This window comes from Yoonia sp. (assembly GCF_046498525.1).
Lineage (GTDB): Bacteria > Pseudomonadota > Alphaproteobacteria > Rhodobacterales > Rhodobacteraceae > Yoonia.
This window is the reverse complement of the sequence record NZ_JAWOAN010000042.1, coordinates 1-4,632: the sequence shown is the minus strand read 5'-3', so window position 1 is coordinate 4,632 and position 4,632 is coordinate 1. Positions and strand designations below refer to the sequence as shown.

At 60.5% G+C, this 4,632-nt stretch carries 4 protein-coding genes and 1 pseudogene; 1 reads left to right on the top strand and 4 read right to left on the bottom strand.

From position 1 onward, the window contains the following. The 3 genes from R6T97_RS03010 to fsa form a co-directional block, all read right to left on the bottom strand. Window positions 1-482: site-specific integrase (locus R6T97_RS03010; protein ID WP_410347830.1), on the bottom strand; the 482-nt coding region annotated here is incomplete at its 3' end. 4 nt (window positions 483-486) lie between these two features. Then, entirely contained in the window at window positions 487-1,182 is a 696-nt protein-coding gene (locus tag R6T97_RS03005) for a DUF484 family protein (protein WP_410347829.1), read from the bottom strand. Between the two features lie 150 nt (window positions 1,183-1,332). After that, the gene (fsa, locus tag R6T97_RS03000; protein ID WP_410347828.1) at window positions 1,333-1,986 is read right to left on the bottom strand and encodes a fructose-6-phosphate aldolase; all 654 of its coding nucleotides are present in this window, start codon (window positions 1,984-1,986) and stop codon (window positions 1,333-1,335) included. An 84-nt stretch (window positions 1,987-2,070) separates the two neighbouring features. Between fsa and R6T97_RS02995 the strand changes: the two genes are divergently transcribed. Next, window positions 2,071-4,263: a primosomal protein N' gene (locus tag R6T97_RS02995; RefSeq protein WP_410347827.1), complete on the top strand. Its 2,193-nt coding sequence runs from the start codon at window positions 2,071-2,073 to the stop codon at window positions 4,261-4,263. A 72-nt stretch (window positions 4,264-4,335) separates the two neighbouring features. Here the strand turns inward: R6T97_RS02995 and R6T97_RS02990 are convergent. After that, window positions 4,336-4,632: pseudogene (locus tag R6T97_RS02990) on the bottom strand (thymidine kinase); the annotation flags it as partial.

Here is a 4,632-nt window from a genome sequence, read left to right as displayed (position 1 = left end):
GATATCCGCAGGCCACAGCCATAAAGAAGCGTCACCACAGCGGCATCCCGTGCCGCAATCCAAGGCTCGGTTGATTGCAACTCAACGGTCGCGATCATCGCCGATGCAGCATCCACTTCCAACGGGCGGGGCAGTTTGCGCTGAAACTTCGGTGCGCGGGTCGAGAGGACGGCAGTGGGCTCGAACCCTTCACGCTCTGCCAGCCAGCGATAGAATGACTTTACTGCTGATAATGACCGCGCCAGCGACCGCGCACCTACGCCCCGACCGCGCTCATGTGCCATCCATGCGCGCATATCGCGAACCGTGACACGGGCAATCGGGGCCAACCCTTGACTGCCGCCGTTATGCTGGGTCATGAACGCCAGAAACCCCAGCACGTCAGTCTGATAGGCTTTCAGCGTGTTCTCTGCCGCACCCGCCAAGGCGCGCTGGCCTGAAAGCCAAGCGCCCAGTGCGTCTGACAGAGCAGGTGCAATCATGGCGTCACGCCAGCCAGCGGCGCACGACCCGTTCAAAGACGCCAACAAAGAAAGTCAGCAGATCGGTGCCTTGTTGCGGCGTGAATTGCTGCGGGTCTTCGCTGCCCATGACCAGCAGCGCAGGCAGGCGATCCGGGCCAAGGTCGACCTTCAGGCACGCCTCTGATTTGATGTATTCGGCGCGCGCACCATAAAGGCTGCCACCGACTTTGTGAAATTCGCGCAATGTGATTTGCCGGGCAGGCATGTTGCGGCCAAGGGTAACGTAACCCTCGACAAAGCCTTCGGGCATGATGGCCACTGCTTCACCGGCACTTTTGTGGGAATTCTGCAGGTTGCTTTCCAGCACCAGCCGGACGGCATCGACCCGCAGGATGTCGGCGACTTCCCCTGATAGATCGGACAAAAAGCGTTCAAACGTGCTAGCATCCAGCATCCGCAGGATGGCGCGGTGGATCTGGTTGGTGCCGGCCAGATTGTCATAGGCGGCGGCGATCACATTGCGGTGTGTGTCTTCAAGGCGGTCAAACCGCGCTTCGAGCCGTTCCATCGCGACGGAGCGCAGGTCGACAATATTGCCGGTCGTCTGGTCCGTGTCGGCACCGACGAGTGCGCGCATGACGTCGGCGTCTTCCAAAAGGACATTGGGGTTTGCGATGATCTTCTCGCGAAGATCATCGGCCATAATATTCATATTCATGAGCCTGCTCTGTTTGTCGTTTTTTGTCAGGTTAGCAGAGGCTTGCAGGCTTTGTCGCAGGGTTTTTGCGGACAAGTCCCGCGGCGTGGCACTTTTGCCCACCCATGTGGGGTGTAAGGTGGATCGTGATCCACCTTACCCGATCTTGACTTACATGATCTTGATGCCGGCCTTTTTGGCATCCGCCATAAATGCATCCAAGCCTTTGTCTGTCAGTACGTGGTTTGCCATCGCCTTGATGACGGCGGGCGGTGCTGTCGCCACATCCGCACCGATCTTGGCGCATTCGCTCATGTGGTTGGCCGACCGGATCGACGCGGCGAGGATGTTCGTCTCGAACCCGTAGTTGTCATAGATCGTGCGGATGTCCTCGATCAGTTCCAGACCGTCCATATTAAGATCGTCCAGGCGCCCGATAAAGGGGCTGATGAAGGTCGCACCGGCTTTGGCCGCCAGAAGCGCCTGATTGGCCGAGAAGCACAGGGTGACGTTCACCATGATGCCTTCGTCCGACAGTGTCTTGCAGGTTTTCAGGCCAGCCCATGTCAGTGGCACCTTCACGGCAATATTATCGGCGATCTTGGCCAGCTTGCGACCCTCAGCCAGCATGGTTTCGGCGTCAAGTGCGACAACCTCGGCTGACACGGGCCCCGCGACCATGTCGCAGATTTCTTTGGTGACTTCCAGAATGTCGCGACCGGATTTGGCGATCAGCGACGGGTTCGTGGTGACCCCGTCTACCATCCCGAGGTCATTGAGTTCCTTGATCTGGTCGATCTCGGCTGTGTCTACGAAAAACTTCATCTCTTCACTCCGCGCGTGGGTTGGTGTTTGTTGGTTCAGCGTTTACCTGATCCGCAACACGGCGGAAACCCTCAAAGGCGGAATATGACGGACAGCTTTTTCCATGAAGGTGACCTTGTTGGGGTTGTGACCACCCAACCGCTGGATCGGTTGCTTGATTACAAGGCGCCGCAAGGCGGATGCCATCTGGGGGCATTCGTCGAGGTGCCTTTGGGCCCGCGCAAGGTGTTGGGGGTAGTCTGGGGAGGCGGCAAGGGCGACTATGATATCGGCAAAATCCGTGCAATCATCCGTGTCCTTGATGTCGCGCCGATGCGCGAAGAGATGCACATTTTTCTGACGCGCGCGGCCGAATATACGCTGACACCGATGCCTGCGATGCTGCGGCTTGCGACGCGTGCGCCCGGCCTTGGTGATGCGCAAACCATGCGCAAGGTCTACCGGCTTGGCGATACGGTGCCCGACCGCATGACAGATGCCCGCGAAAAGGTGCTGGGCGTGCTGCGCGACTATGGCGGGCTGTCGTTCACCTTGGGCGAGGTCGCCGAGATGGCGGGCGTAGGCACATCCGTTGTGAAGGGCCTTGTCAAACTGGGTGCGGTCTCCGAAGAGGACGCGCCCCGCGACACGCCCTATCCGCAGCTTGATCCTGACTATGGTGGCAAAGAGCTCAGCGCCGACCAAGCTGCCGGAGCCGCGACCTTGCGCGCGGCATTGCGCAGCGACGGCTATGGCACGACCTTGCTGAAGGGGGTGACAGGATCAGGCAAGACCGAAGTATATCTGGAGGCCGTCGCCGAGTGTCTGCGCATGGGGCGTCAGGCATTGGTCCTGCTGCCAGAGATCGCACTCTCCGGTGAATTCATCAACCGCGTCGAGGCCCGCTTTGGGATGAAACCCGCCGAATGGCATTCGGGCGTAACCATGACCGAGCGCCGCCGGTGTTGGCGCATGGTCGGGCAGGGGGATGCGCAACTGGTTGTCGGTGCGCGGTCGGCGCTGTTCCTGCCCTATCAGAACCTTGGCCTCATTGTTGTCGATGAGGAACATGACACATCCTACAAACAAGAGGACGGGGTCTTGTACAACGCCCGCGATATGGCGGTGCTGCGTGCGGCAATCAACGGGGCGCAGGTTGTGCTGGCCTCGGCGACGCCAAGCCTTGAAAGCTGGGCGAATGCAGAGGCCGGAAAGTATCAGCGGCTTGAGCTGACGTCGCGTTTTGGTGCTGCGGTGATGCCGAAGATGGCGGCAATCGACATGCGCGTCGAAGATGTGCCGGGTGGGACGTGGGTATCACCCACCCTACGGACCGCGATCCAGACGCGGCTGGACAAGGGTGAACAATCGCTGATCTTTCTGAATCGTCGGGGCTATGCGCCGATCACGCTTTGTCGCGCCTGTGGTCATCAGATCGGTTGCGATCAATGCGACGCGCGGATGGTCGAACACCGGTTCCTCAAGCGGCTCATGTGCCACCAGTGCGGCGAGACCAAGCCGATGCCCACCGTGTGCCCAAGCTGTCAGGCCGAGGACCGGTTGAGCGCCGTTGGCCCAGGTGTCGAGCGGATGGGCGAAGAGGTGGCGGCCCTGTTCCCCGATGCGCGGATTGCTGTGCTGTCATCCGATCTTTATGGCTCTGCCCGCGCAATGAAAGCACATATCGAGCAGATTGCCGAAGGCGGCACCGATATCATCATCGGGACGCAACTTGTGGCGAAGGGGCACAACTTTCCCCTGCTGACCTTGGTGGGTGTGATCGACGCCGACCTTGGTTTGCAAGGGTCCGATCTGCGCGCCGCCGAGCGTACATTTCAACTGATGCGGCAAGTCGCGGGCCGTGCAGGGCGCGCCGAAACCCCCGGTGAAGCGTTGTTGCAGACTTATCAGCCGGAGCATCATGTGATCCGCGCTATTCTGGCGGGCGACGAGGAAAGCTTTTGGCGAGCAGAGGCCGAGGAACGCAAAGCGGCCGGTGTGCCGCCCTATGGCAGGATGGCAGGGATCATTTTGAGCAGCCCGAACGTGCAAGAGGTCTTTGATCTGGGCGCGGAAATGGCGCGCCTTGATGCCCCCTTGCGCCAGATCGGGGCGCAGGTCTTTGGACCGGCCCCTGCCCCTATCGCGCGGGTGCGCGGGCGCCACCGTGTCCGGTTGCTGGTGAAGGCGGACAAGGCGGCACCTCTGCAACAGGCACTTGTCAAATGGGCCGGGCAGTTCCGCTTGCCAGCAAACCTGCGCATGGCAATCGATATCGATCCGCAGAGTTTTTATTAGCGCATGACGGTTCTTCTGGCGGACCGCAGGAGCCTCCGGCGGGAGTTTTCCAGCCAAGATGAAGGCTGCGGGTCACTCCTTGTCGGGACCCGCGTGATCACCCATTTCCACGCGCCAGTGCCGCCGGCACAGAGACACGTAACGGTCGTTTCCACCGATCACCACCTGATCGCCTGAGGCCAGCACATTGCCCTGATCATCCTTGCGCATCACCATCGTGGCCTTCTTGCCGCAATGGCAGATCGTGCGGACTTCGCGCATTTCATCCGCCAGCGCCAGCAGTGCGGCAGAACCGGGGAAAAGCGCGCCCAGAAAATCCACGCGCAGCCCGAAGGCCATGACCGGCACATGCAGATCATCGACTGCACG

What these genes read in the sequence shown, in the direction of transcription:
- R6T97_RS02995 (WP_410347827.1), top strand. Translation starts at nt 2,071, where the DNA reads ATGACGGACAGCTTTTTCCATGAAGGTGACCTTGTTGGGGTTGTGACC.
- R6T97_RS03005 (WP_410347829.1), bottom strand. Translation starts at nt 1,182, where the DNA reads ATGAATATGAATATTATGGCCGATGATCTTCGCGAGAAGATCATCGCA.
- fsa (WP_410347828.1), bottom strand. Translation starts at nt 1,986, where the DNA reads ATGAAGTTTTTCGTAGACACAGCCGAGATCGACCAGATCAAGGAACTC.